The following is a 25,171-nucleotide window of genomic DNA, read 5'->3' as shown; positions in this document are numbered from 1 at the left end:
CGCGAGGCAAGAGCAGAAGGATAGGTCCCATGACCCAGACCCATGCCGTCATCTTCGATCTCGACGGCTGCCTGGTGGACAGCGAACCGCATTCTCTGGCGGCCATCGCCGCCGAGATGCGCGCGCTGGGGATCGAGGACGCCACCCCCGAGGAAATCGGCGCGCGCTTTCTGGGCGTGTCGCTCTCGGTGATCCTCGATCATGTGGCCAATCGTTCGGGCTCTGCCTGCCCGCCGGATTTCGCCGAGAAATTCGAACGCCGGCTCTTCGCGCGCTACGAGGCCGGGCTCGAACGTATCCCGGGGGTGCCGGAGCTGCTCGATCAACTGGTCGAGGCGGGGCTGCCGATGGCCATCGGCACCGGCGGCTCGCTGCTGCGGCTCGCGACGACGCTGCGCATCTCGGGGCTGGCGCCCTATTTCGAGGGGCGCGGCTTCAGCGCCGATCAGGTGGCGCGGGGCAAACCGGCGCCGGACCTTTTCCTGCTGGCAGCGCGGGAGCTCGGCGTGCCCCCTGAAGAGTGCGTGGTCATCGAGGACTCCCCGCACGGCGTGGCGGCGGCGCGGGCGGCGGGAATGCGCGCCATCGGCTTCACCGGCGGCTCGCACCTTGACGGGCGCCGCGCCGCCCACGCAGATATCCTGGAGCGGGCGGGCGCGGAGGAGGTGCTCGCCGACATGTCACGAATGTACGCGGCGATCCGGGGTGATCGGCGCGCGGCGCGCTGATCCGGCCGCCGGGAGGGAGGGGTGATGGCCTATCTGGGTATCGATCTGGGAACGTCGGGGCTGCGCGCGCTGCTGGTGGACGGGAAGGGCGCGCCGCTTGGCGCGGCCGAAGGCTCCTACGAGGCCGAGCATCCGCACTCGGGCTGGTCCGAGCAGGATCCGAAGGACTGGATCGCCGCGCTCGAAGGCGCCATCGCCGAGCTGCGCGCGGCGCATCCGGAGTTCGCCGGGCTGCGCGGCATCGGTGTCGCGGGGCACATGCACGGCGCGACCCTGCTCGACGCCGCGGGCGAGGTGATCCGGCCCTGCATCCTGTGGAACGACACGCGCTCCCACCTCGAGGCGGCGGCGCTTGATGGTCGCGACGGCTTCCGGCAGATCTCGGGCAACATCGTCTTTCCGGGCTTCACCGCGCCGAAGCTCGGCTGGGTGCAGCAGCACGAGCCGGAGAACTTCGCCCGCATTGCCAAAGTGCTGCTGCCCGCGGCCTACCTGAATTACTACCTGACCGGCGCCTGTTTCGCCGACATGTCCGACAGCGCCGGGACCTCTTGGCTCGACACGGGCGCGCGCGACTGGTCCGAAACGCTCTTGGCCGCGGGCGGGATGCGCCGCGACCAGATGCCCGACCTCCTGGAGGGCTGCCAGCCGGGCGCGCATCTGAAGTCCGAGCTGGCAACGCGCTGGGGTGTCTCGACGCAGGTGGTGGTGGCGGCCGGGGCCGGGGACAACGCGGCGGCGGCCTGCGGCATCGGCGTGATGGACGAGGGGCAGGGCTTCGTCTCGCTCGGCACCTCCGGCGTGCTGCTTGCCGCGCGGGACGGCTACCGGCCCGCCCCGGAAACCGCGCTGCACACCTTCTGCCACGCGGTGCCGGGGCGCTGGTACCAGATGGGGGTGATGCTCTCGGCGACCGACAGCCTGAACTGGCTCGCCCGCATCACCGGCACCGCGCCGCGCGATCTGACCGCGCCGCTGGGGGACGAGCTGCGCGCGCCGGGCCGGGTGCGCTTCCTGCCCTACCTTTCTGGCGAGCGCACACCGCACAATGACGCCGAGATCCGCGGCAGCTTCACCGGGCTCGGGGCGGAGAACTCGCGCGACGATCTCACCCGCGCGGTGCTGGAGGGCGTGGCCTTCGGCCTGCGCGACAGCCAGGCCGCGCTGGAGGCGACGGGCCTGCGGCTAGACCGGCTGATCGCCATCGGCGGCGGCACCGGGTCGCGCTACTGGCTCAAGCTGATTGCCACGGCGCTCAATGCGACGCTGGAACTGCCGGAGGGCGGAGAGTTCGGTGCAGCGCTGGGGGCTGCAAGGCTGGCGATCCTTGCGGCGGGCGACGGCACGCCCGAAGAGGTGATGACCCCGCCCGCGATCCGCGAGGAGATTGCGCCGGATCCGGGGCTGCTGCCCGACTTCGACGCCGGCTACGCGCGCTTCCGCAGCGCCTACGCCCCGATCCGCGCCGTCCAGTGACAGACCGAAGCGTGGCGCGTCGGCGTCGGCTGCCCATGCGTGTGCGCGCGGCGGATGGACGCCCCGGCGCAATTGGCGCAAAGTCCGGACTTTGACGGGAGCCGGCCATCGGTCCCCGTCACCGGACTGAACATTCCAATGAACCGTCCCGGGGCCGCCGCGCCTGCCCGATGCGCGGCGCGCAGCCCCGCGAGGTTCGGCGGCAAGGGCGCGGAGACACTCGGGGACCGATGAACCAGAAGCAACTGAACGCCTTCCGGATGGTGATGCGCCACGGCACGATCACCGCAGCGGCGCGCGCGATGAACGTCTCGCAGCCTGCGGTGAGCCGCCTGCTTTCGGACCTGGAAAGCAGCATCGGCTTCCCGCTGCTGCACCGGCCCGGCGGCAAGGCGGTGCCCACGCGCGAGGCCTATGAGTTCTTCCAGGAAGTGGAGCGCATGTTCTACGGACTCGACCGGCTCGGACAGGTGGCCGAAGATATCCGGGCGCTCAACCGGGCCTTCTGCCGGGTCGCCTCGATGCCGATGGTGTCTTTCGAACTGCTGCCGCGGACGCTGAAGCGGATCGTCACTCAGCACGAGGGCATCGACATCAGCCACGACGTGCACACTTCGCCGCGCATTCTCGATCTGCTCGCCTCGCGGCAAATCGACCTCGGCATCGCGCAGACCGACCCGGGGCGCGAGGATGTCGAGGTGCTGGCGGCCTACCGCACCAATTGCGTCTGCGTGATGTCGCCGAGTCACCCGCTGGCCGCGCGCGAGGAAATCCGCCCCGAGGACCTCGACGGTGAGCCGATGGTCGCGCTCAATTTCCGCACGCTGACCTATACCTATCTGATGCGCTGCTTCTCGGAGGCGGGGGTCGCCCCGAAGATTGTCGCCGAGACCCAGCCCAGCTACTCGGCCTGCGCCATGGCTGCCCTCGATGTAGGCATTGCGGTGGTGGACCCCATCACCCCGGGCATTTTCGGTGACAGGGTGCGGGTCGTGCCCTTCGTCCCGGCGGTGCCCTTCGACTACCAGGTTCTCAAGCCCGCCGGGCCGCCAATGTCCCGTGCTGCAACGGCATTCTTCGACGTCCTGCAGGAAACCATCGCGAGCCAGCCGCATTTCGGCGTAAGGGTCCATAACAAAACGGCATGATCCCAACAGGTTTTTGTATTTGAAATTATCTCTTCCCTCGGGAAAGGGTCACGATCAAAAGACCACGAACGGACCTAACGACAGGGAAACGACCATGACGATCTCTCGACGCGCCCTTCTCAAGCTCGGCACCGGACTGGCGGCCTTGGCCTTCGCGGGTGCTGCAACCGCCGCCCCCGAGGTCACGCTGCGCATCCACACGCTGGTAAAGTCGCCGCACCCCTACAACGACATGGCCGAGGCCATGAAGACCGAGATCGAGGAAGCCTCGGGCGGCCGTGTCGCGGTGAAGATCTTCGACAGCGGTCAGCTGGGGCAGGACCCGGCGGTGATCGGCGAGATGGCCTTCGGCACCATCGACATCATGATCTCGACCACTTCGAACGCGGTGCAGCAGATCCCCGAGTTCGGCATCTTCACCATGCCCTATCTCTTCGGCAGCATGGACGAGGCGCTGGAGAAGGTCGGCCCCGGCACCCCGGTGCACGCGCACTTCGAACAGGTCTATCAGGACCGCGGCGTGGGCATGAAGCTTCTGGCGCTCGGCGGATCGGGTACCCGCAACATGTCCACCAAGGAGGTGTCGGTCACCGCGCCGGCCGACCTCGCGGGTCTGAAGATGCGCACCCCGCCGTCGCCGATGGACGCCAAGACCTGGGCCGCCTTCGACATGCTGCCGGTGACCGTCGCCTGGGGCGAACTTTACGCCGCGATCCAGACCGGCGTTGCCGAGGCAATGGAAAGCTCGCTGCCGGGCTACACGGGCTCGAAACTCTTCGAAGTCGCGCCGAACCTCGCGCTGACCGAGCACACCATCCAGGTGAACCACACGTCGATCTCGGAAGTCAGCTGGAACAAGCTGCCCGAGGACCTGCAGCAGATCGTGCAGGCGGCGGCGGAGAAGGCCAACGCATTGGGTGTCGAGAAGGCCAAGGGCTATGACGCCGCGCTGGTCGAGACCCTGCAGTCCGAGCATGGCGTCACCGTCACCCGCCCGGACAAGGCCGCCTTCATGGAAGTGCTCGCGCCGCTGCAGGTCGAGCTTGCCGAAGAGCTCGATCTCTCCGACGAATACGCGCTGCTCAAGCAGTAACCCGTCCCAGGGCTGCCTGTCCGGTTTCGGGCAGGCAGCCACTTTGAAAGACCTCCCATGTTGCAACGTCTGTGCGACGGGCTCGCAGCGGTGATCCGCTTCTTCGCCTGGATCGCCTTCGCGGCCATGATCGTCACCGTCGGCCTGCAGGTCATCGCCCGCAACCTGCTGGACGCGCCGATGATCTGGACCAGCGATCTCGCCCTTCTTCTCTTCACCTGGCTGATCTTCGTCGGCGCCGCGCTCGGCCTGCGGACCGGCGCACATTACTTTGTCGACGTGCTGCCGACCCACCGGCCCGGGGTGCGCCTGCTGGTCGAGATCGTCACGCTGATCGCCGGGTTCATCGTCGCCTGGATCCTGAGCGTGCACGGCTGGACCCTCGCGAACATGCGGGCCACCGGCGAGGTGCAGTCGCTTGGCATATCGCGGTTCTGGATCTACCTGCCGCTGCCGGTCTCCGGCGTGCTGATGGCGGTCTTTCTCGTGGAACACCTGATCGCGCTGATGCGCGATCCGCTCGGGAAGGCCCGGACATGAACCCCCTCGTCACACTTCTTCTCGCCTTCTTCGCGCTGATCGCGCTGCGGGTGAACATCGGCTTTGCGCTGATCCTCTCCTCGGCACTGGTCATCAAGATGGAGGGCCTGCCGCTGATCTCGGTGGTCAACCAGATGTTCGCCGGCATCGACAGCTTCACCCTGCTCGCCGTGCCGTTCTTCATGCTGCTCGGGCGGCTTCTGAACGCCGGCAGCATCACCACGCGGCTGCTTGAGGTCGCGGATGCGACCGTCGGCCACGTGCGCGGCGGGCTTGGCCACGTCAACGTCTTCGTGTCGATGGTCTTTGCCAGCCTTTCGGGCTCGGCAGCCGCCGACACCGCCTCGGTCGGCTCGATCCTGATCCCGGCGATGAAGCAGGCGGGCTATCCCGCGCCCTTCGCCGCGGCGCTGACCGCCGCCTCTTCGACGCTCGGTGTGATCATCCCGCCGTCGATCATCCTCATCGTCTATGGTGCTTTCGGCAACGTCTCGATCGGGGCGCTCTTCGTCGGCGGCGTGGTGCCCGGGCTGCTCGTCGGCCTGTTCATGATGGGCTACACCTACGTGCTCGCGGTGCGCCACGGCTACCCGGCGAACCCCTTCCCCGGCTTCCCGGCGATGGGCCGGATTCTGGTGCGTGGCGCACCGCCGCTGATGATCCCGGTGATCGTTCTGGGTGGCATCGTTGGCGGCATCTTCACGCCGACCGAGGGCGCCATCGCGGCGGTCCTCTGGGCACTGTTCCTGTCGGTGGTGGTCTACCGCGACGTGCCGCTGCGGGCGCTGCCCAAGGTGCTCGCCGAGGCGGTGGTGGATTTCGCCATCCCGATGTTCACCGTGGCGGGGGCGGGCATCTTCGGCTGGCTCATCGCCTATCTCGGCGCGGCGCAGATCGTCGTGGATTTCATCCTCGGGGTGACCGACACGCCGTTCCTGATCATCCTGATGCTGATCGGCTTCCTGCTGCTGGTCGGCATGGTGCTCAACCCGATCTCGGCGACGCTGATCTTCCTGCCGATCATCCAGGCGCTCGGCGACACCGCCGGGATGAATCCGATCCACATGGGCGTGCTGTCGACCATCGTGCTGTCGGTGGGACTGATCACGCCGCCCTACGGCATCTGCCTGCTGATCGCCTCGCAAATCGCCGGGGCCTCGCTCGGGCGCTGCATGCTCGCCGCCGCGCCGATCTGCCTGCTGACGGTCTTCGTCGCGATCCTCTCGTTCTTTGTGCCCGACATCGTGCTTGGCCTGCCCAAGCTTCTCGTTCCCGAACTCTTCAACGGAGGTTGAACCCCATGACCCATACCAAACCCACCGGCTCTTTCGTCGCGCTCGTCACGCCGATGAACAACGACGGCTCGGTCGATCTCGAAGGCTTCCGCACGCTGCTCAACTGGCATGCCGAGAATGGCACCGAGGCCGTGCTCATCATGGGCTCGACCGGCGAGGTCTCGATGCTCTCGCCCGAGGAGCGGAAGATGATCATCGCCGAGACGGCGAAGATGAAGCCGGGCAAGATGCTGATGTACTACGGCGTCACCGGCAACAACACGGCGACCACCATCGACTACACGCGCTTCGCCAAGGAGAGCGGCGCGGACGGCGTGATCATGGCGGCTCCGGCCTACATCTGCGCCGACAACGACGCGATCACCGATTACGCCATGGAGGTGCTCGACAGCACCGATATCGCCATGGGCTTCTACAACAACCCGCCGCGGGTGAAGACCGACCTGCACTGGGACAACCTGCTGAAGCTGGCCAAGCACGACAACATGGTGGTGCTGAAGGAAAGCACCACCCGCGTCGGCCAGGTGGCGCAGGTCTGCGCGGCCAAGCCCGACATGTCGATCATGTGCTGCTGCTCGCCCAACCTCGGGCTGGTGATCCCGACCATGGCGCTCGGCGGTCACGGCACGGCGAACATGACCGGCAACATCATCCCGCAGGAGATGGCGGTGATCTCCAAGCCCTGGCAGACCGGCGAGGACGCCTTCGCCTGCCGTGAGGCCTGGCTGGAAAACCTGCCGATGCTGCATTTCGCCTATTCGACCATCAACCCCGTCTCGATGAAGACGCTCATGCGCGCCGTCGGCCTGCCGTCGGGCCCGCTGCGCGCGCCGCTGCAGCCGGCCAAGCCCGAAGTGCTGCAGAAGGGCCTCGACGCCTTCGCCAAGCTCGGCCTGGCCGAGAAGTACGGCCTGTCGGCACCGAAGCTGGCGGCGGAGTAAACCCATGGCCGAGGACCTGATGGTGACCGATGCGGCGCAGGACTCCGCGCTCGACCAGGCGCCGGTCAGCCTCGGCCACTGGGGCGCTTTCCGCGCCGACGTGAAACAGGGGCGGCTCGTCAGGGCCGTCCCGCTGGGCGGCGCCGATCCGGCGATGGTCGGCGCCTGGCCCGAGCTCGTGCATTCGCCCGAGCGCATCGATCGGCCCCACGTCCGGCGTGGCTGGCTCGAGGGCGGACCGGCGCCCTCGGACTTGCGCGGGCGAGACGAGATGGTGCCCGTTGACTGGGACGTGGCGCTCGATCTTGCGGCGGGCGAGATCGCCCGGATGCAGAGCAAGCACGGCCCGACCGCCATTCTCGGCGGCTCCTACGGCTGGTCCTCGGCGGGGCGGCTGCACCACGCCCGCAGCCAGGTGCGCCGCTTCCTTGCCGCCGCGGGCGGCTTCACCGACCAGGTGGGCAATTATTCCTGGGGCGCGGCGGCGGTGATCCTGCCGCATGTGCTCGGCTCCGCCGCGGCGGTCTCGCATGCCTCGACCAGCTGGCAGAGCATTGCCGAGCACTCCGACGCAGTGGTCGCCTTCGGTGGTCTCAACCCCAAGAACTGGCGCGTCACCTCGGGCGGTGCGGTGGATCACCCGCTGCCGGAGCTGGTGGCGCAGGCACAGGCGCGCGGCTGCCATTTCACCGTGCTGTCGCCGCTGGCGCAGGACGTGCCGGAGGGGCTCGACGCGACGCTGATCCAGCCCCGCCCAGGCTCGGACACCGCCATCATGCTGGCCCTGGCGCATGAGGCCTGGGTGTCGGGGCGCGCCGACCACGACTTTCTCGCACGCTACACCACCGGCCACGAAAAGCTGGTCGCCTATCTCACCGGCGAGAGCGACGGCACCGCCAAGACGCTCGACTGGGCCGCCGCGCTCGCGGGCGTGCCGGTCGAGACGCTGCGCGGCCTCTGGCAGCGGATCCGCGAGGGCCGCGTGATGCTGACCGCTTCGTGGTCGCTGCAGCGGGCCGAGCATGGCGAACAGAGTTACTGGTCGCTGATCGCGCTCGCGGCAATGCTGGGGCAGATTGGCCTGCCGGGCGGCGGTTTCAGCTTCGGCTACGGCTCGATGGGCTCGGTCGGGGCCAATGCCCGCCGCGGCTATGTGCCCACCTTCCCCGGTCTGCCCAATGCCGGCATGGCGATCCCCGCCGCGGCCTTCGCCGACGCCCTGCTGCATCCCGGCGAGACGCTGCCCTTCGACGGACGCGAGATCACCCTGCCGGATGTGCGGATGATCTACTGGGCCGGCGGCAACCCGTTCCACCACGCGCAGGATCTCGGCAAGGTCGAGGCCGCCTGGGCCCGGGCCGAGACGGTGATCGTGCACGAGCCCTGGTGGACCGCCACCGCGCGCCGCGCCGACATCGTCTTTCCTGCCACCACCTCGGCGGAGCGCGCGGACATCGGCGGCACCTCGCGCGATCCGCACGTGGTCTACATGGCACCGCTCGTGCCGCCGCAGGGGCAGGCCCGGAACGACCGCGACATCTTCGCCGCGCTGGCGGAGCGGCTCGGCTGCCGGGCCGCCTACGACGAGGGGCTCGACGAAGAGGGCTGGCTGCGTCGCATGTGGCAGGCCACCGAGGCGAAGGGCGCGGCCGAGGGCATCGAGGTGCCGAGTTTCGAGGCACTGCGGCAGCAAGGCATCTGGCGCGTGCCTGCGCCCGATGGCCCCGAGGTGATGCTCGCAGAGTTCCGCGCCGCGCCGGAGGCGCAACCGCTGCCGACTGCGTCGGGCCGGATCGAACTCTATTCCGAGCGGATCGCCGGCTTCGGCTACGACGACCAGCCCGGCCACGCGGTCTTTCACGCGCCGACCGAATGGCTCGGCGCGGCCAAGGAGGGGCAGTTCCACCTCGTGACCAACCAGCCCGAACGGCAGTTGCACGGGCAGCTCTGGCAAACCTCTGCGGGCATGTCCGGCGCGCCAGCGCCGGTGCGGATCAACCCGGCGGATGCCGCCGACCACGGGATCAGCGAAGGTCAGGTGGTACGGCTGGAGAATGCCCGCGGGGCCTGCCGGGCCACTGCCCTGATCGATACCGGCGTGCGCCGCGGCGTGCTGGTGATGCCGACCGGCGCGTGGTTCGAGCCGGACGCCGCCGGCGGTGCCGAGCGCAACGGCAACCCCAACGTGCTGACCTCCGACCGCCGGACCTCGCGCCTCGCGCAGGCCACCGCCGCGCTCTCTGCCCTCGTGCGCCTTGCGCCCGAGCCCGATGCGCACGACCACTCATACTGAATTTCACTTACGAAGGAGACACTCATGGACCTGGGGATCGCGGGGCGCCGGGCGCTTCTCACCGGTGCGAGCCGCGGCATGGGCCGGGCCTGCGCCATGGCGGTGGCGGCCGAGGGCGCAAAGGTGACCATCGCCGCGCGCAATGCCGAGCAGCTCGAGAAGACCGCCGCGGAGATCCGCGCCGCCACCGGCGCCGAGGTCAGCTGGGTGGCCGCCGACGTCACCACGAAGGAAGGCCGCGCGAAGATCATCGAGGCCTGTCCCGAGCCGGACATCCTGCTCAACAATGCCGGTGGCATGGCCCCGGGCGACTTCCGCGACTGGGATCGTGACGAATGGATCGCCGCGGTCGACCTGATGATGCTGCCGCCGATCATGATGATGCGCGCGCTGGTGGACGGGATGATGGACCGGGGTTGGGGCCGCGTGGTCAACATCGTCTCGCGCAGCGTGAAGATCCCGCAGCTCGAGCTCGGGCTGTCGAACGGGGCGCGCTCGGGTCTCGTAGGCTTCACCGCCGGCCTGTCGCGGCAGACCATCGGCAAGGGCGTGACGATCAACAACCTGCTGCCCGGCATCTTCGACAGCGACGCGCAGCGCGAGCACATCGAGGGCATGCTGGAGCCGGGCGGGCCGAGCTACGAGGAAATCCGCGCCGCGCGCGCCGCATCCAACCCGGCGGGGCGCTATGGCCGCCCCGAGGAGATCGGCGCCTACTTTGCCTTCCTCTGCTCGCAGCATGCGGGCTTCGTGACCGGGCAGAACCTGCTGGTGGATGGCGGCAGCTATCCCGGCACCTACTGAGAGAGATACCATGAAGATCGTCGTCATCGGCGGGGGTGTCGTCGGCGTCACCTCGGCCTGGTACCTGACGAAGGACGGCCACGAGGTGACCGTGCTGGAGGCCCGCGAGGGCGTGGCGCTGGAAACCTCTTTCGGCAATGCCGGTGGCGTCTGCCCCGGCTTTGCCGGCCCCTGGGCCGCGCCGGGGGTGCCGCTGAAGGCGGCGGGTTGGATGTTCAAGCCCTCGGCACCGCTGAAGATCCGGCCCCGCGCCTCGCTGTCGCAATGGCAGTGGTTGGCGCGTTTCGTCGCCAATTGCACCGCCGCGCGCTTTGCGCAGAACAAGGCAGAGATGCAGCGTACCGCGCATTTCTCGAAAGCCTGCCTCGTGCAGTTGCGCGAGGAAACCGGCATCGCCTACGACCACGGCACGGGCGGGGTGCTGCAAATCTTCCAGACCGAGGAAGAGGCGGCTGGCGGCCGTCGCGCAGCCTCGGTGCTGGCAAAGATGGATATCCCGCACCGTTTGCTGTCGCCAGGCGAGGTGCTGGAAGTGGAGCCCGGGCTGGCGCGCTCGGATGTGCCGCTGTCGGGCGGGCTGCGCCTGACCACCGACGAGACCGGCGATTGCCATCTCTTCACCAAGGCGCTTGCCGGACTGGTCGAACAGGCGGGCGGACGGTTCCGCTTCCGGGCGCGGGTCGCGGGCTTCCGCAAGGGTGCAGGTCGGATCGAGGCGGTGCGCCTCGCAGATGGCGAGGAGATCGAGACCGATGCGGTGGTCATGGCGACGGGGCCCTGGGTTGACCTGCTCCGGCCGCTCGGGATCCGCATGCCGATCTACCCGGTGAAGGGCTACTCGATGACCGCCGAGATCGTCGACTCGGAGGCCGCCCCACGCTCTTCGGTGATGGACGAGCACTCCAAGGTGATGATCACCCGTCTCGGCACCCGGTTGCGCGCCGCGGGCGTCGCCGAGCTGGCCGGGTTCGACCGCTCCATGCCCGAGCCGGTGCTGCGCAGCCTGCGCGCGCGCGTCGAACATCTGTTCCCCGGCGCGGCGCGATACGAGGAGGCGACGTACTGGCATGGCTTCCGTCCAATGACCCCCTCCGGGCCGAGCCTCGTGCAGCGCCGGGCGTTTCCGAACCTCTTCCTGAACCTCGGTCACGGCTCAAACGGCTGGACGCAGGCGGCAGGCACCGGGCGGATGCTGGCAGATCTCGTCGCCCGTCACGGGGAGTGACCGCGCGTTCCGGTATATAAAAAGAGGCCGGGGGTATTTGCCCCCGGCCTTGTTGATCGGCATGCAGCGCGAAACTTACTCGGCGAAGAGTTCGCGCAGCTTCGCGCCGTGCTCGGGGCTGGTTGCGAGGATCGGTTTCCAGCCGGACTCCTGCGCCGCCGCGCCGAACTCGGTCGCTGCATCCGCGTCGAGGTCCACCATCTCGATCCCCGCCTCGATCTGCTTCGCCTTCTCGGCCTCGGCAAGATCCTGCACCAGCGACGACGAGGACTCGGTCTCGATCATCAGGCCCTCAAGGAAGGTTTGCTGCTCTTCCGACAGCGACTCCCAGGTCTTGAGGCTCAGGTAGAGGCCGGTCTCGACCTGGTAGAAGCCCGGGTTCACGCGCGCGCCGGTCTTGTCCTGCCAGCCGAGGTCGAAGACGCCGATCGAGGGCCAGCCGTAGCCGTCGATCACGCCGCGCTCCAGCGCGGTGTAGACCTCGCCCGGGGCGGTCTGCATCGGGGTGGCGCCAAGGTCCTTGAAGAACGCCTGATAGACGGGGACTGAGCGCAGCTTCAGACCTTCGAGTTTGCCGTCCGCGGGCGGCTCGTTGAGGTAGATGTGGTAGTTGATGCCCTGCGTCAGCCGGCCGAGCCAGTGGATGCGGGCCTTGTCCTCGTGCAGCTTGTTCATCAGCGCATAGCCGCCGTTCTCGCGCAGCTCCGACATCGGGCGGGTGGCGAGGGTCATGGCGACGCCCTCGGGCACCAGGCTGGCGTGGAAGACCGCGGTGGTGTTGGCGATGTCGACGATGCCGTTGCGCAGCGCGTTGCCGATTTCGAAGGGCGGCATGGCTTCCGGCCCGCCGATCACCTCGATCTGCAGGAGTCCCTCGCCCTGTGCGTTCACCTTGGACACGAAGTCCTCGAACGGCTTGGCAAAGGTGGTGCCGGGCTGGAAGGCGGTGATGGCGCGCAGCGTGGTCTCTGCCGCGGCAAGCGGGCTTGCCAGTGCGAGGGCTGCCACCACGGCCATACCTGCCGTTTTCAGGGAGCGGATTTTCATTTTTGTTTCTCCGGACTGTTGGACTTGGGGAAAGGGGCCTGTCAGCGCACCAGCGCTGGCAGGAAGAGCGTGAGCTGCGGCACCATCAGCATCAGGATCAGCACGCCGATCTCGATCAGGATGAAGGGGGCCGCCGCCTTGTAGATGCTGACCAGAGGTACCGAGCGGCTGGCGCCCTGCATGACCATCAGCAAGATGCCGAAAGGCGGCGTCAGCATGCCGAGCTCGATCGCCACCAGCATCATCAGCCCGAGCCAGACCACCTCGATGCCCGCCGCATGGGCCAGCGGCATGAAGATCGGCAGGGTGATCATCATCATCGAGATCTGGTCGATGAAGCAGCCCAGCACGAGCAGGATCAGCAGCATGCAGACGATCAGCGTCATCGGCGTGGGATCCACCGCGTTGATCAGCTGCAGCATTCCGGAGGTGGCGCCGGAGAACGACAGGATCTGCGAGAAGGTGGTCGAGGCGACGATGATGAAAAGGATCGACACCGAAACCTTTGCGGTCTCGGTCATTGCCTTGACCAGCGCAGCCCAGCTCAGCTTGCGGTAGAGGGCGGTGGCGATGAGCGCGGCAAAGGCGCCGAGGCCCGCAGCCTCGGTCGGCGTGGCGATGCCGGCCAGCATGCTGCCGATCACCGCGACGAAGATGCCGAAGAGCGGCACCACGTCGCGCAGGAAGGGCACGATCCGCTCGGCCAGCGTGTAGCTGCTGGCGGTTGCATCGCGCGGTGCGCTCTGCGGGCGGAAGTGTCCGGTCAGGATCACGAAGAGCAGGAAGAGCGCGGCCATCAGCAGCCCGGGCACCAGCCCGCCGATCAGCAGCTGGGTGATCGAGATGCCCGAGAGAGAGCCGAGCATGACCGCCAGCGTCGAGGGTGGGATCAGCACGGCGATGCCGCCGACGGCCATGACCGGGCCGAGCGCCAGCGTCGTCGAATAGCCCCGGCGCAGCATTTCCTGCGACAGCGTGCCGCCGAGCAGCGCGGTGTTGGCGATGGACGAGCCGGAAAGCGCCGCGAAGGCGGTGCCGCCGACCACCGACACGCAGCCGAGCCTCGCGGGCAGGCGGTGCAGCAGCCGCTCGATCGCCTCGATGGCCCGGTAGGCGAGGCCGCAGTGGAACAGAAGCTCGCCCATCAGCACGAAGAGCGGGATCGGCACGAGCGAAAAGGAATTGACCGACATGGAGGCATTCCGCACCAGCTGCTCGATGCCCGCGCCGCTGCCGAGAAACAGCCAGGCACCGATCAGGTTGGCGCCGAGAAAGGCGAGAGCGACAGGGGTGCCGATGGCGAAAAGCACTGCCAGAACGCCGCCGAGCAGCGCGATAATCTCCAGCCAGCTCATGCGTGGGCCTCCCGGGTGACGATCCGGGTCAGGAACTCGGCCGTGCAGAGGCCGAAGCAGAGCACCACGGGGGTCATGAGGTACCATTCGGGAAAGATGAGGTTCTTGAACACCAGCGAGCCAAGCGCGTAGCTGTCAAACGTCACCCGGACCGCGACGACCAGCAGGATCGCCGAGATCACGCCGCCAAGGAGGTTCGAGGCCCTGACCAGCCAGCGCGCCTTCGCCGCGCTGACGGTGCGCAGCAATACATCGACGTTCACATGGCCATGGTTGTGCAGCACCCAGGGCGCGCCGGTGAAGGTCGAGATGGTCAGCAGGTACTCGGTCAGCTCGCTGAGCCAGGACCAGCGCGCCAGGCCGGTGTTGCGCAGGATGACGTCGCCAACCACGAGGATGCTCAGCAGCGCGAGCGAGGCGGCGGAGGTGCCGCCGCAGAGCCTCATCACCCAGGTCAGGCTTCTTGCCCGTTGCATCGCAATCGCTCCCTCATTCTGGTTATTCGCAAAATAGGTACTTTAGGTATAAATTAAATGTCAACGCGGGAGAAGGATAGGGTCAGCGATGACGCCGCGCCCGCAAGCGATCCGAGACGACTCATGGATGGGCACGCTGCGAGTGCTGGAGTGGCTTGTACGCTTTGCGGATGGTGTGAATAAATGCGGTTATCTCTGATATTTTATGGGTTTGGCGTCCAGATGCCTCTCCGATCCCGGTTTCTTGCCCGGCGGGATTTTCGCGGCTGGAAATCACGCCGTCCTTATCCGCCCGTCCGGAGAAAATAATTCAGAACTAAAATATATGTGCATCCCCTTGGGCAAGCGTCAGCGAAACGAGACAGCCCCGGCGGTCGCAGTCGACCGTCAGGGCGTCAAGGGTAGAGAGTGAATGCTATCCGGCTCGCCGGTCAGGCGTTCGCCGGAGTGGGGGCGGCGTTCTTGAGGCGGAAGCGTTGGATCTTGCCGCTCTCGGTTTTCGGCAAAGCGTCGGTGAAGATCACCGAGCGCGGGTACTTGTAGGGCGCGATGGTCGCCTTGACGAAATCCTGCAGCGCCTTGGCGGTCGCGTCGTCGGCGGGCACGCCCTCGCGCAGCACCACATGCGCCTGCACCACGATGCCGCGTTCTGCGTCCGGCGCGCCGATGACGCCGCATTCGATCACGTCCGGGTGTGCCAGAAGCGCGGCTTCCACCTCGGGCCCGGCGATGTTGTAGCCCGACGAGACGATCATGTCGTCCGAGCGCGCGGCGAAGTGGAAATACCCCTCCTCGTCCTGCACGAAAGTGTCGCCGGGCAGGTTCCAGCCATCGCGAACGAAGATCGTCTGCCGGTCGTCGGCGAGGTAGCGGCAGCCCACCGGGCCGCGCACCGCCAGATGGCCCGGCGTGCCGCGCGGCACCTCGTTCATCTCGTCATCGACAATCTTCGCCTCGTAGCCGGTGAGCGGCGTGCCGGTGCAGCCGGGCTTGGCGTCGCCGAAGCGGTTGGAGATGTAGATGTGCAGCATCTCGGTGCCGCCAATGCCGTCGAGGATCGGCTTGCCGGTCTTCTCGGCCCAGGCCTCGAACACCGGGGCGGGCAGGGTCTCGCCAGCGGAGACGGCGCAGCGCAGGCTCGACAGGTCCGCGCCCTCGTCCATCGCCAGCATCATGGCGCGATAGGCGGTGGGGGCGGTGAAGCAGATGGTGGCACGATGCTGTTCGATGATGCGGATGAGGTCCGGTGGTGCGGCCTTTTCCAGCAGCACGGCGCTGGCGCCGAAGCGCAGCGGGAAAATCGCCAGCCCGCCGAGGCCGAAGGTGAAGGCCAGCGGGGGCGAGCCGACGAAGATGTCCTCGGGCTGCACCTCGAGCACCTCGCGGGCGTAGCCGTCGGCGATCATCAGCAGGTCGCGGTGGAAATGCATGGTGGCCTTGGGCACGCCGGTCGAACCCGAGGTAAAGCCGAGCAGCGCCACGTCATCGCGCCCGGTCTCGACCCAGCAAGGTCCCGAGGGCTTGGCGGCGGCGGTGCGGTCGAGCTCCCCCTCGAAGCCGGAACTGCCGTCGAAACCGACGATGCGCTTGAGGTGTCGGCTCTCGGGCAGGCAGGCTTCCAACTCGTCCAGCATCCGCGTGTCGCAAAGCGCCAGCGAGACCTCGGCCTTCTCGAGGTGCTGCATCAGCTCCTTTTTGCGCAGCAGCGGCATGGTGTTGACCACGACCGCGCCGGCCTTTGTGGCGCCGAGCCAGCAGGCGACGAGCGCGGGGGTGTTGGCGCTGCGGATCAGGATGCGGTTGCCGGGCTTCACGCCGTAGTCCTCGATCAGCACGCGGGCGATGCGGCTGGTCCAGTCGGCAAGCTCGGCATAGGTGCGGCTGCGGCCCTGACCCACCAGCGCGACGCGGTCGCCGAAACCCTTCTCGACCATCCGGTCGGTCAGTTCGACGGCGGCATTCAGGTGCTCGGGGTAGGCGAAGCGATCCAGCAGGAAGACCGGTTGCAGCTCTTCGGCCGGCAGGTTGTCGCGGCTGAAGCTGTCGGTATGGGTGCTGGGGCCAAGCATGATGTCCTCCTGAGTGCCGGTCTTGGCATCATCACGCTACGGGTGTAGTTTTATTTCAAGTATAAAGTTTATTTTCGGATGGAATTTTTATGCGCGACGGAGACCGCTTCCATATTTATGGCGAAGTTCTTGCCAGAAATGCACTGGGTACGTGAGGCAGACGTGGGGTAAACTGCTTCACGCATCAATTTTATGAGCGCTTGCAGGCCGTCACTCAAAGACCCCTGCGGCGTCAGTCCAGCCAACCTGCGTCGAGCTCTGGAAGCGGAATCGCCGCGAGCAGCGTGCGCGTGACCTCCGAGACAGGCGCACGGAAGACCTGTGCCACCGGCCCCTGCTCGACGATCTCGCCCCGGTTCAGCACGATCACCCGGTCGCAGAGGTGGCGGATCACCGACAGGTCGTGGCTGATGAAGGCGATGGTCAGCCCCATCTCGCGGGCAAGCTGCTTGAGCAGCAAGAGCACCTGCGCCTGGCTGGAGACATCGAGGCCCGAGACGATCTCGTCGGCGAGGATGAAGCGCGGCTTCAATGCGATGGCCCGGGCGATGCCGACGCGCTGGCGCTGGCCGCCCGACAGCTCGTGCGGGTAGCGCTCGGCGAAGGCGGGGGGCAGGCCGACCTTGCCGAGCGCGGCGATGGCATCGGCCTTGGTGCCTCCGAGCCCGTAGCGCTTCAACGGCTGGGCGATGATCCGCCAGACCTTGTGGCGCGGGTTGAGCGAGGACATGGGGTCCTGGAATATCATCTGCAGATCGCGCCGCAGCGGGCGCAGCGCCGCCTCGTCCAGATGGCCGATGTCCTGCCCGTCGTAGAGCACGCTGCCCGAGTCCGGCCCCAGCAGGCGCACCAGCACGCGGCCGGCGGTGGATTTGCCCGAACCGCTCTCGCCGACGATGCCGGTGATCTGACCCGCAGGTATGTCGAAGCTGAGGCCCTTGAGAACCTCGGTGCGCGGCGCGGGCCCGAGCAGGGGCTTCCGGGCAAGGTCGGGGAACGACAGGCGCAGGTCGCGCACGGTGAACAGGCTGCGCGCGGCGCCAGCTTCCGGCGCTTCCGGGGTCTGTGTCAGCGTCTGCAGGGTCATCGCGCGCCTCCTTGATGCCGGGCGTCGTCCCGGACGATGTCGTCCTGCAATTCGGCGATCAGCGCCTGCGGTACCGGCGAGAAGGGCCGGTCGAGGTCCGCGTAGCTCGGCGTCGCCGCGATCAGGGCGCGGGTGTAGGGATGGCGGGGGTCGGTGAAGATTCGCTCGGTCGGCGCGTCCTCCATGACCTTGCCGGCAAAGAGCACGGTGACCTGTTGGCTGACCTTGGCGACCACGCCCATATCGTGGGTGACGAAGAGTACCGCGGTGGCGGTCTCCTGCTGCAACTCGCGGATCAGCCGCAGGATCTGCTTCTGCACCGTCACGTCGAGCGCCGTGGTGGGCTCGTCCGCGACGATGAGCCGGGGTGAGGGCGCGAAAGCCGCGGCGATGAGCACGCGCTGGCGCATCCCGCCCGAAAGCTCGTGCGGGTAGCTCTCCATCACCCGCTTCGGGTCGCGGATGTGCACGCGGTCGAGCAGGGCCAGAGCAGTTTCGCGCGCCTTTGTGCGGCTCCAGCCATGGATGCGCACCAGCGGGTCGGTGATCTGCGGTCCGATCCGCCGCGCCGGGTTGAGCGCGGTGAGCGGGTCCTGCGGGATCAGCGCGGCGCTCTGCGCCACGGTCTTGCGCCGGGTCCAGGGGGTCATGGCGTTCAGGTGCTGCCCCTCGAGCAGGATCTCTCCCTCGGTCACTTTCAGGTTTTGCGGCAGGATGCCGAGCACCGCCTTGCCGATCATCGACTTGCCGGCGCCGCTCTCGCCGACGAGCACGCGCACCTCGCCGGGTCGCAGGCTGAGCGAGACGTCGCGCAGCAGCCGGTGGCCGTTCGGCAACGCGATGTTCAGCTGCATCACGTCAAGCGTGTTGGGGTGGGTCTGCGAGCCTGTCATTGGAGCACCGGGTCGAAACGTTGTTTGAGGCCCTCGCCGAGGGTCGAGAAGCTCAGCACCGTCAGGAAGAGCGCGATCAGCGGGAAGAGCAGCACCCACCAGGCGAAGTGGATGGCGTTGCGTCCCTCGGCGATCATCGAGCCCCAGGTCGGATCGTCGGAGGAGATCGAGAGGTTCACGAAGCTGAGGATCGCCTCGACGATCACCGCGATGCCCATCTCGAGCATCAGCAGCGCGATGATCGAAGGCAGGACGTTGGGGAGGATCTCGCTGATCAGGGTCGCCAGCCGCCGTGCGCCGCCGATGCGGGCGCTGTCGACGTAATCCATGCGCGCCTGCACCATGGTCTCGGCGCGGATCACCCGGGCGAACCGCGTCCAGTCGATCAGCGCGATGGCGGCGATGACCGAGGTGAGCCCCGTGCCCATCACCGCCACCAGCAGCACCGCGAAGAGCACCGGCGGAAACGCCATCCAGATATCGACGAGCCGCGAGATCACCCGGTCCCACCAGCCGCCGAAAAAGCCCGCGACGAGGCCGAGTGCCGACCCGAAGAGGCAGGTGGTGGCGGCGGCGATCACGCTCACGAAGAGTGCGATGCGCGCGCCGTGGATCATCCGCGACAGCACGTCCCGGCCGAGGCTGTCGGTGCCGAGCCAGTAGCCCGGCTCGCTGCCCGCCATGAAAGAAGGTGGCAGCCGTTCGAGCATGAGATCCTGCATCAGCGGATCGTGCGGCGCGACAAGTGGCGCGAAGAGCGCTGCGAGCGCCACGGTGCCCAGCCAGAGCAGCGGCAGCCAGAGCCGGAGATTGAGCCTGCGGGCGCGGCGGCGCGGCGCGGCGGCGGTGATGTCAGCCATGGCGGAGCCTCGGGTTCAGCAGCGTGTAGGACAGATCGACCAGCAGGTTGATGACGATGAAGAGCGCCGCGAAGAGCAGCACGATGCCCTGGATCAGCGGCAGGTCGCGGTTGATCACCGCGTCGATCGCCATGTTCCCCAGCCCCTCGTAAGAGAAGATGCGCTCGACGATCACCGTGCCGCCGATGAGGAAGGTGAACTGCACCCCGACGAGGGTCAGCGTCGGCAGCAGCGCGTTGCGCAGCGCCTCGCGCAGGATCACCGAGGTCTCGGAAAAGCCGCGGACGCGGGCGAGCGTGGTGTAATCCTGAAGCAGCACCTCCTTGAGGTTCTGCTTCAGCAGCTGGGCGATCATCGCCGCGAGCGGCAGGGCCAGCGCCAGCGCGGGCATCAGCATGTGCGACAGGGTCGATTGCACCACGTCCAAGCGACCGCGCAGCAGGCCTTCGAAGGTGTAGAAGTTCGAGGTGAAGTCGACCTCGATCTGCGGGTCGATCCGGCCCGAGATCGACAGCACCGGCCAGAGCACCCCGAAGAGCAGCACGAAGACCAGCCCCCAGAGAAAATCCGGCACCGAGAGCACCGCGCCGCTGCTCAGGTCGAGCCCGACCTCGGTGGCGGTGCCGCGGCGGCGCGCGCCGATCACCGCGATGGCGGTGCCGAGCGCAACGGCGATGACCAGCGCCATGATCGACAGCTCCAGCGTGGCCGGCAGGCGCGAGAGCACCAGTTCGTCGACCGGCCGGCGCAGGGTGATGGACGTGCCGAAATCGCCCTGCAGCACGCCGCCGAGCCAGATCACGAACTGCTCGGGCAGGCTCTTGTCGAAGCCGTAAAGCGCTTCGAGTGCGGCGATGTCGGCCTCGGTCGCGCCGGGGGGCAGCATCATGGCGATGGGGTTGCCGGGCGCCACGCGCACCAGCACGAAGACCACGACGGCAACGCCGAAGAGCGTGACGGCGGTGGTCAGGAGACGGATCAGGGTCGTCTTGAGCAGCATGGGGTCGGGGCCCTCCAATGCGCCCGAGCTGAGGCAAGGCTCGGCCCGGGCGGTCTTGCGGTGTGCGAAAACTCAGGCCTTGGAGATCGCCTGCGCCAGCAGGTCGCCCGAGGTGTAGGGCGTCACCGCGACCGCGCTGCGGAACACCACCGGCATCACGTATTGCAGCAGCGGGATGACGTAGCCTTCCTCGGCGATGTAACGCGAGACCTCGCGGTAGCCGGCGATGCGCTTCTCCTCGTCGGGCTCGCCAAAGAGCGGGCCGATCTTCTCGATCAGGTCTTGGCTGTCCCAGACCGCGTGCGGCGAGGGGCCGAACATGGCGAAACCGGTCGAGGTCGAGGGATCGCCGATCGAGTTGCCCCAGTTGTAGAAGGCCGCCGGGGCCAGCGTGTCGGCGGCGCGCAGTTCGTAATGCTTGGCGATCTCGTAGACCTCGATCTCGGCCTCGATCCCGACCTTGCGCCACATGCCGACGATCGCCTGGATCATCTCGTAATCCTTGGGCTTGAAGCCGCGGGTGGTCTGGATGGTGAACTTGACCGGGTTGTCGGTGGAATAGCCCGAGGCTGCCAGCAATTCCTTCGACTTCTCGGGGTCGTAGGCGACGGTGATGCTCTCGTCATAGGCGGCGTAGCCCGGCACCTCGAGGGTCGAGAGCGGCACGCCGTAGCCGCGCAGCAGCCGGTCGATGATAAGCTGCTTGTCGATGGCGTGATGCGCGGCAAGGCGGACGTTCTTGTCGAGCATCACGTCGATGTCGTTGAGGAAGATCATGCCGATGTCGGTGATCGGAACGGCTTCGCCTTCGAGCCCGCCCTTGGCGATCAACCGGTCGTATTCCTCGTAGGGGATGTTCGAGGTGACGTCGGAGTTGCCGGATTCGATCTCGGCCACGCGCGAGGCGGCATCGGTGACGAACTTGATGGTGACGGTGTCGAAGTCGGGCGTGTCACCCCAATAGCCGGGATAGGCCTTGAGCCGCACGTAGGCACCCTGCTCGAAGGCGTCGACCATGTAGGGGCCGGTGCCGATGGGGGCCTTCTCGAAGCCCTCGGCGCCGACCTCTTCGTAGTAGGCCTTGGGCAGCACGAAGGCGGTCAGGAAGGCCATCCACTTGAACAGCGCCGGCTCGAATTCCTTGACGTCGGCGGTGATGACGTTGCCGTCAACGCTGAAGTTGCCGATCTTGCCCCAGACGAATTGCATCGGGTTGCCGGTCTCGGGATCGCCGGCGCGGGTCAGTGACCAGACGATGTCCTCGGGGGACAGCGCGTCGCCATTGTGCCAGGTGACGCCCTCGCGGACGGTCATGGTGATCTGCGACTTGTCCTCGCTGAAGCCCCAGTCGGTCAGCAGCCCGGGGCCGAACGACAGGTCCGGGTTCTGTGCGATGTAGCGGTCGAAGACCGCGAGGTAGACCGACTGCAGCGCCGGGTTCACCGCGGCGGGGCCGGTGGTCGGATCCCAGCTCTGGACGGGAAGGTTGTAGGCGATGGTCAGGCTGTCGCCGCTCTGTGCGAGCACGCTGCTGCCGGTGGCCAGAAGCGCGGTGAGCGCCGCCGAGGCGCTCATGAAGCTGCGCCGGGAAAGCGGTAGGCTGGAGGTCATCTTTCTGTCTCCTGTTGGTCTATGCGGCCCGGTTTGCTCGGGCTCTTCGGTGGATTATGATTCGATCTTCAAAATTCGGTATTTAAAGTAATAAGACGCATTTCGGCGCTTCCGGCATCGGTTACTTGAGGGTCTGTGCCGCGAAGAAGCCCGATCCTGCGCCGGTTCCGGCACCGGGCCAGCAGGCTGCCCCGATCATGTGCAGATTGGTGATGGGCGTGCGCCCGTCGGCAAAGCCGCGCAGCGGGCGGAAGAGGAAGTTCTGCGTCAGGTGGTGCGAGCCGCAGATCTGGTCGCCGCCGACGAGGTTGGGGTTGCCGGCCTCGAGGTCCAGTGGCGAGACGGTGGTGCTGGCAAGGATCGTCTGGCGGAAGCCGGGGGCCCGCTCTTCGATCAGATCGAGGATGCGTTCAGTCATCGGCGCCTTCGCATCTTCCCACCCTGTCGCGATAATCTCCCCCTTGGCGTCACCCTTGATGGTCGCAGGCACGACGCGGGCTTGGACCCAGAGCGTGTGCTTTCCCTCCGGCGCGCGGCTCGGGTCGAACAGCGTCGGCTGGCCCACCACCAGCAGCGGCGTCGCGGGCAGTTGCCCGGCCATCGCCTCGGTATAGGTCCTGGCTGCCACATCGACCGAGCGGCCCACGTGGACGTAGGCGTAGCGTTTCAGCGCCTCGGCGGCCCAGGGCACGGGCGCGTCGAGCGCGAGGTGCAGCATCATCGTGCCGGGGGCGTGGCGGAAGGCCTCGAGCCCGCGGTCGAAACGCGCATCGCCGGAGCCCTCACCAAGCATCCGGCGCAAGTGTTTTGGCGCGAGACCGGCGAGGATGATTGAGGCTTCAATCTTTTCTCCGTCCGCGATCACGCCGGTGACGCGGCCTTTCGCATGCAGGATTCGCTCGACCTCGACGTTGCACTCGACCGACCCGCCGTGCGCTTCGATCATGCTGACGAGCGCGCGGGTGGTGATGTCCGCGCCGCCCTTGCCGATCACCATGCCCATGGCCTGACCGGCCATCGCCTCAAGGTAGGGAAAGATCGCGCCGCCCGCGATGTCGGGGGCGAAATCGAGATGCATGCCCCAGGAGGCGAGCGCCGTGCGCAGGCGCGGGTCCTCGAAAGTCTCCTCAAGCCAGCTGCGCGGCGAAGTCATGAGGAACCGCGCCATGTCGAGGCTGCGGGCCGTGCCGAGCTTGCGCCAGCTCTGCCAGAGAAACCGGGCGAGCGGTCCGCGGCGCATCGGCGTGCCGAGCAGCCCGCCGAGCACGCCCGCGCGCTCCGGGAACTCGGCCATCAGCGCGCGCCACGTCGCCCTGTCCGCGTCGGAGGCGAAGCATGCCAGTGTCTCCTCGACGTCGGTGGAGATGCCGACATGATCGCCGGGTTCCAGCGCCTGCGCGAAGGGATGCGAGATCGGCACGAACTCCATGCCGTGCCGCGCCATCTCGGCGCCGTGCCGGGCCATGAAAGCCGAACCCGCGAACATCGACAGGTTCATCGCCGCGACGTCGTGGCGGAAGCCCGGCAGGGTCAGCTCCTCGGTACGTACCGCGCCGCCCGGGGTGGGGCCGCGTTCGAGCACCCGAACCGGCTTGCCGTGCGCCGTGAGATCCGCGGCGGCAACGAGCCCGTTGATCCCGGCGCCGATGATGAGAATGGGGCTCGCCATGCCGTTCACGCCGCGAAACTACGGACGGTGGCGAGTGCGCCGTCAAGCTTCTCGCCCTCGACATCGTCGAGCGCGGCGTTGCGCAGCCGGCGCATCCAGTCGGCGGCGTCGGGGCGCCCGGCGAGCAGATCGCGCGCGCCCATCACCTTGGCGAACTTGGACAACCCGCGCGCGTGGGTGTCGGAATAGCCCTTGATCAGCCGGTAGTTGGCCAGAAGCTCGGTGGCCAGCGCGCGGTCGGTCGCGGCGGTCTGCAACACCGTGTCGAACCAGGCGCTCACGTGGCGCATCTCGCTGTCGTGGCGCAGGAGGCGGCGGCGCAGCGGGCGCAATGCCGAGACCATCCAGAGCAGGGCGAAGCCCGAGAGGCTGTCGGTGCGGACCCGCCGGCCCTTGTCGAAGTGGCGCGTGTACCAGGCCTCGAGCCCCTTGCGGGACTGCAGCCAGCGGCCGAGCCCGCGCGGCAGGGTGGTCGCCAGTTCCTCGAAGCGCGGGTGGAAATACTCGGTGAGCATCAGCAGCTGGCCCTCGTTGACCACCACCTCGTCCTTCACCCGCGCGAAGCGGGTGGCGCGGGTCTTGATGTCGGCGACGCGCAGCAGGTCATCGTAGCAGAGCGCCCGGGCGCAATATTTCGCCGCCGCCGCGCTCATCTCGTAGGGGGCGGCATCCACCGCGACGGCCTTCTCGACCATGCCGAGATAGTCGGCGCCATAGCCCAGGTCCTGGTAGTCGACGACCTTCTTCAGCCCCAGACCCGCCATCTCGCGGACCTCGGCGGGCAGGGCCGCAAGCCGTGCCTCCAGCGCGGCCCATTGCGCGCGCAGCTTCTCGGGCACGTGCAGGACAGGGACGGGGGCGACCGTCTCGGTCTCGGGGGCCGGGGCGGGGCTTTCTCCGGTGGCGATTTCATAGGCGACGCCGAAGGCGCGCAGCGAGGCCTCGACGCCGCGGCCGGACTGGCGGATCACCTCCTCGTAGCTCTCGCGCGGGAAGGGCAGGGCGCCCGAGCCCGCCAGCGCGCCGAGCAGCGACGAAGAGATCACCGAGCCTGCCTGCTTCGCCACCGTCTCCATGTCGAAGGCGACCACGTGATCGGCGGCGATGCCCATGGCCTCGATCACCTCGGGGCCGTTGGCGCGGCCATCGCCCGGCGCGATCTTTTCCGACACGGCGGGGATGCGGTGGGTCGAGGCGATCATCGTGGTGCGGCCCGGGGTGACGAAGCCGCGCATGATCGCCCGCCCGCCTTCCATCAGTTCAGACGCCATGAGGATGTCAACATCGCCGATGGCGGGCGAGAGCGAGAAGACCGGCATCCGCCCGGTGTCGCGGCACATCTCGACGTAATAGATCGTGGCGCCGGTGCGCTGCGCCACGCCCGCGACCGAGGTCGACTGCGCGCGGTAGCCGTTCGCTTCGGCGACGGCGACGATCCAGTTGGTCAGCACGCCGCCGCCCTGTCCGCCGACAGCGAGCGCCGCGAGGGTGATGATCTTCTCGCCGTCCGGTCCCGGGGAGCGGCGCGCGATGAGCGGTTTGGTCTGCATGTTCATGGGCA

At 67.7% G+C, this 25,171-nt stretch carries 21 protein-coding genes; 10 read left to right on the top strand and 11 right to left on the bottom strand.

Translation table 11 applies throughout. From position 1 onward, the window contains the following. The first annotated feature begins 29 nt into the window (after positions 1-29). The 10 genes from BM397_RS17135 to BM397_RS17090 all read left to right on the top strand — a co-directional run bounded on the left by BM397_RS17135 (position 30) and on the right by BM397_RS17090 (position 11,543). On the top strand, positions 30-728 hold the full coding sequence (locus BM397_RS17135) for an HAD family hydrolase (RefSeq protein WP_092427037.1): 699 nt from the start codon (positions 30-32) through the stop codon (positions 726-728). Between the two features lie 24 nt (positions 729-752). Beyond that, entirely contained in the window at positions 753-2,204 is a 1,452-nt protein-coding gene (gene xylB, locus BM397_RS17130; RefSeq protein ID WP_092427034.1) for a xylulokinase, read from the top strand. Between the two features lie 230 nt (positions 2,205-2,434). Beyond that, positions 2,435-3,352 carry a LysR substrate-binding domain-containing protein gene (locus tag BM397_RS17125; protein WP_176806727.1) on the top strand — a complete coding sequence of 306 codons (918 nt, stop codon included), beginning with the start codon at positions 2,435-2,437 and terminating at the stop codon, positions 3,350-3,352. Positions 3,353-3,446: 94 nt separating this feature from the next. Next, positions 3,447-4,445: a TRAP transporter substrate-binding protein gene (locus BM397_RS17120; RefSeq protein ID WP_092427028.1), complete on the top strand. Its 999-nt coding sequence runs from the start codon at positions 3,447-3,449 to the stop codon at positions 4,443-4,445. Between the two features lie 57 nt (positions 4,446-4,502). Next, a complete protein-coding gene (locus tag BM397_RS17115; RefSeq protein WP_092427025.1) occupies positions 4,503-4,985 on the top strand; it encodes a TRAP transporter small permease in 483 nt (160 codons plus the stop codon). Continuing rightward, complete coding sequence (locus tag BM397_RS17110; protein WP_092427022.1) at positions 4,982-6,280, top strand: TRAP transporter large permease; 1,299 nt, start codon at positions 4,982-4,984, stop codon at positions 6,278-6,280. The genes BM397_RS17115 and BM397_RS17110 overlap by 4 nt, the downstream gene beginning before the upstream one ends. Before the next feature lie 5 nt (positions 6,281-6,285). Further along, positions 6,286-7,221: a dihydrodipicolinate synthase family protein gene (locus BM397_RS17105; RefSeq protein ID WP_092427019.1), complete on the top strand. Its 936-nt coding sequence runs from the start codon at positions 6,286-6,288 to the stop codon at positions 7,219-7,221. Between the two features lie 4 nt (positions 7,222-7,225). Continuing rightward, complete coding sequence (locus BM397_RS17100; RefSeq protein ID WP_245696131.1) at positions 7,226-9,514, top strand: molybdopterin-dependent oxidoreductase; 2,289 nt, start codon at positions 7,226-7,228, stop codon at positions 9,512-9,514. 24 nt (positions 9,515-9,538) lie between these two features. Then, positions 9,539-10,318, top strand: a complete 780-nt coding sequence (locus BM397_RS17095; protein ID WP_092427016.1) for an SDR family oxidoreductase — start codon at positions 9,539-9,541, stop codon at positions 10,316-10,318. Positions 10,319-10,328: 10 nt separating this feature from the next. Further along, on the top strand, positions 10,329-11,543 hold the full coding sequence (locus BM397_RS17090) for a D-amino acid dehydrogenase (RefSeq protein WP_092427012.1): 1,215 nt from the start codon (positions 10,329-10,331) through the stop codon (positions 11,541-11,543). Between the two features lie 75 nt (positions 11,544-11,618). Here BM397_RS17090 and dctP read toward each other — a convergent pair whose 3' ends face one another. From dctP to BM397_RS17035, 11 genes are all read right to left on the bottom strand, one after another. After that, entirely contained in the window at positions 11,619-12,590 is a 972-nt protein-coding gene (dctP, locus tag BM397_RS17085; protein WP_092427009.1) for a TRAP transporter substrate-binding protein DctP, read from the bottom strand. A 41-nt stretch (positions 12,591-12,631) separates the two neighbouring features. Next, entirely contained in the window at positions 12,632-13,945 is a 1,314-nt protein-coding gene (locus BM397_RS17080; protein WP_092427006.1) for a TRAP transporter large permease, read from the bottom strand. Further along, positions 13,942-14,421 (bottom strand): TRAP transporter small permease, encoded by a 480-nt coding sequence (locus tag BM397_RS17075; RefSeq protein ID WP_092427003.1) that lies wholly within the window; start codon positions 14,419-14,421, stop codon positions 13,942-13,944. The genes BM397_RS17080 and BM397_RS17075 overlap by 4 nt, the downstream gene beginning before the upstream one ends. 431 nt (positions 14,422-14,852) lie before the next feature. Next, entirely contained in the window at positions 14,853-16,490 is a 1,638-nt protein-coding gene (locus tag BM397_RS17070; protein WP_092427000.1) for an AMP-binding protein, read from the bottom strand. 232 nt (positions 16,491-16,722) lie between these two features. Continuing rightward, on the bottom strand, positions 16,723-17,577 hold the full coding sequence (locus tag BM397_RS17065) for an ABC transporter ATP-binding protein (protein WP_092426997.1): 855 nt from the start codon (positions 17,575-17,577) through the stop codon (positions 16,723-16,725). Continuing rightward, positions 17,574-18,470: an ABC transporter ATP-binding protein gene (locus BM397_RS17060; protein ID WP_092426994.1), complete on the bottom strand. Its 897-nt coding sequence runs from the start codon at positions 18,468-18,470 to the stop codon at positions 17,574-17,576. The genes BM397_RS17065 and BM397_RS17060 overlap by 4 nt, the downstream gene beginning before the upstream one ends. Then, positions 18,467-19,330, bottom strand: a complete 864-nt coding sequence (locus tag BM397_RS17055) for an ABC transporter permease (RefSeq protein ID WP_092426991.1) — start codon at positions 19,328-19,330, stop codon at positions 18,467-18,469. Before BM397_RS17055 ends, BM397_RS17060 begins: the two co-directional genes overlap by 4 nt. Beyond that, positions 19,323-20,330, bottom strand: a complete 1,008-nt coding sequence (locus BM397_RS17050; RefSeq protein ID WP_092426989.1) for an ABC transporter permease — start codon at positions 20,328-20,330, stop codon at positions 19,323-19,325. Before BM397_RS17050 ends, BM397_RS17055 begins: the two co-directional genes overlap by 8 nt. Before the next feature lie 72 nt (positions 20,331-20,402). Next, complete coding sequence (locus tag BM397_RS17045; protein WP_092426986.1) at positions 20,403-21,941, bottom strand: ABC transporter substrate-binding protein; 1,539 nt, start codon at positions 21,939-21,941, stop codon at positions 20,403-20,405. A 121-nt stretch (positions 21,942-22,062) separates the two neighbouring features. Further along, a complete protein-coding gene (locus BM397_RS17040; RefSeq protein WP_092426983.1) occupies positions 22,063-23,610 on the bottom strand; it encodes a phytoene desaturase family protein in 1,548 nt (515 codons plus the stop codon). A 5-nt stretch (positions 23,611-23,615) separates the two neighbouring features. Beyond that, on the bottom strand, positions 23,616-25,166 hold the full coding sequence (locus tag BM397_RS17035) for an indolepyruvate oxidoreductase subunit beta family protein (protein WP_092426980.1): 1,551 nt from the start codon (positions 25,164-25,166) through the stop codon (positions 23,616-23,618). Positions 25,167-25,171: the final 5 nt, after the last annotated feature.

Source organism: Alloyangia pacifica, assembly GCF_900116195.1.
GTDB classification, from domain to species: domain Bacteria; phylum Pseudomonadota; class Alphaproteobacteria; order Rhodobacterales; family Rhodobacteraceae; genus Salipiger; species Salipiger pacificus.
This window is presented reverse-complemented; position numbering and strand designations above follow the sequence as displayed.

Excerpts from the sequence above, each read along its gene's own strand:
- BM397_RS17045 (WP_092426986.1), bottom strand. The coding sequence starts at position 21,941 with ATGACCTCCAGCCTACCGCTTTCCCGGCGCAGCTTCATGAGCGCCTCG.
- BM397_RS17070 (WP_092427000.1), bottom strand. The coding sequence starts at position 16,490 with ATGCTTGGCCCCAGCACCCATACCGACAGCTTCAGCCGCGACAACCTG.
- BM397_RS17135 (WP_092427037.1), top strand. The coding sequence starts at position 30 with ATGACCCAGACCCATGCCGTCATCTTCGATCTCGACGGCTGCCTGGTG.
- BM397_RS17065 (WP_092426997.1), bottom strand. The coding sequence starts at position 17,577 with ATGACCCTGCAGACGCTGACACAGACCCCGGAAGCGCCGGAAGCTGGC.
- BM397_RS17055 (WP_092426991.1), bottom strand. The coding sequence starts at position 19,330 with ATGGCTGACATCACCGCCGCCGCGCCGCGCCGCCGCGCCCGCAGGCTC.
- BM397_RS17050 (WP_092426989.1), bottom strand. The coding sequence starts at position 20,330 with ATGCTGCTCAAGACGACCCTGATCCGTCTCCTGACCACCGCCGTCACG.
- BM397_RS17060 (WP_092426994.1), bottom strand. The coding sequence starts at position 18,470 with ATGACAGGCTCGCAGACCCACCCCAACACGCTTGACGTGATGCAGCTG.
- BM397_RS17080 (WP_092427006.1), bottom strand. The coding sequence starts at position 13,945 with ATGAGCTGGCTGGAGATTATCGCGCTGCTCGGCGGCGTTCTGGCAGTG.
- BM397_RS17035 (WP_092426980.1), bottom strand. The coding sequence starts at position 25,166 with ATGAACATGCAGACCAAACCGCTCATCGCGCGCCGCTCCCCGGGACCG.
- BM397_RS17120 (WP_092427028.1), top strand. The coding sequence starts at position 3,447 with ATGACGATCTCTCGACGCGCCCTTCTCAAGCTCGGCACCGGACTGGCG.
- BM397_RS17115 (WP_092427025.1), top strand. The coding sequence starts at position 4,503 with ATGTTGCAACGTCTGTGCGACGGGCTCGCAGCGGTGATCCGCTTCTTC.
- BM397_RS17075 (WP_092427003.1), bottom strand. The coding sequence starts at position 14,421 with ATGCAACGGGCAAGAAGCCTGACCTGGGTGATGAGGCTCTGCGGCGGC.
- xylB (WP_092427034.1), top strand. The coding sequence starts at position 753 with ATGGCCTATCTGGGTATCGATCTGGGAACGTCGGGGCTGCGCGCGCTG.
- BM397_RS17095 (WP_092427016.1), top strand. The coding sequence starts at position 9,539 with ATGGACCTGGGGATCGCGGGGCGCCGGGCGCTTCTCACCGGTGCGAGC.
- BM397_RS17125 (WP_176806727.1), top strand. The coding sequence starts at position 2,435 with ATGAACCAGAAGCAACTGAACGCCTTCCGGATGGTGATGCGCCACGGC.
- dctP (WP_092427009.1), bottom strand. The coding sequence starts at position 12,590 with ATGAAAATCCGCTCCCTGAAAACGGCAGGTATGGCCGTGGTGGCAGCC.
- BM397_RS17110 (WP_092427022.1), top strand. The coding sequence starts at position 4,982 with ATGAACCCCCTCGTCACACTTCTTCTCGCCTTCTTCGCGCTGATCGCG.
- BM397_RS17105 (WP_092427019.1), top strand. The coding sequence starts at position 6,286 with ATGACCCATACCAAACCCACCGGCTCTTTCGTCGCGCTCGTCACGCCG.
- BM397_RS17100 (WP_245696131.1), top strand. The coding sequence starts at position 7,226 with ATGGCCGAGGACCTGATGGTGACCGATGCGGCGCAGGACTCCGCGCTC.
- BM397_RS17090 (WP_092427012.1), top strand. The coding sequence starts at position 10,329 with ATGAAGATCGTCGTCATCGGCGGGGGTGTCGTCGGCGTCACCTCGGCC.
- BM397_RS17040 (WP_092426983.1), bottom strand. The coding sequence starts at position 23,610 with ATGGCGAGCCCCATTCTCATCATCGGCGCCGGGATCAACGGGCTCGTT.